Consider the following 789-nt stretch of genomic DNA (forward strand, 5'->3'; position numbering starts at 1 on the left):
ATAAGTCGTTATAACATAGGTGGTCTTTGGAATATATTATATAAATGGATAGACAATAAAGAAAGAGAATCCCCTAAAGAGATGGTTCAAGTAATTAGAAAAGCAATTGGTAATTTTTCAAAATCAATTTAGGACATTTAACCCTTAATATAATTGGAATTGAAAAAAGCAAAAGTCGTGAAATATTTGTTTCACGACTTTTGTTGTATCCTTATATCTAGCATATAAAGCCGCCTTAACAAAATGAAGTGAGTTAGTTATTGTTATTTTGTTAAAATTAAGATAATATATTATTATTCCATTTTGGGACTAGTTTAATAAATAATACACCTAGCTTTATAACTAAGGAGATAATGAAATGAAAGAGAAGAAAATTTCTAAATTAATATTAAATAAGGACGGACGTTTTAGTATTGAAGGAACTGAAATATATTACAACAGCGGAAATTCTATTCGTTTTTGCATTAATGAATATTTTATGGAATTTATTGAAGGTGTAGTTAAATATAGTTTATATTACAAAAATGGTTATTATGTTGAATATAAAGTTAAAATTAAAGGAACTAATGATGATATATTTATAATGTCTTCTGGTTCACTTGTTGAGTATGAAATAGATTAGACATCTGATAAAAAGCATTTAATATAATGGGGATGGATACAACAAATGTCGTGAAAAGATCGTTTAACGACAAAAAATAAATAATTAAGGGCAATCAACATAAATTATTTATCTTGATTGCCCTTAATTATTTAATTCATTTAAATTTAGTAATATTTTAAGCCATT

Annotated in this window: 1 protein-coding gene; it reads left to right on the plus strand. The window is 24.8% G+C overall.

Going from position 1 to position 789, the window contains the following annotated elements; genetic code table 11:
* The first annotated feature begins 358 nt into the window (after window positions 1-358).
* Entirely contained in the window at window positions 359-622 is a 264-nt protein-coding gene (locus tag LGK95_RS22180; RefSeq protein WP_226127098.1) for a hypothetical protein, read from the plus strand.
* Window positions 623-789 lie beyond the last annotated feature (167 nt).

It is taken from the genome of Clostridium algoriphilum (assembly GCF_020443705.1).
GTDB classification, from domain to species: Bacteria; Bacillota; Clostridia; order Clostridiales; family Clostridiaceae; genus Clostridium_AD; species Clostridium_AD algoriphilum.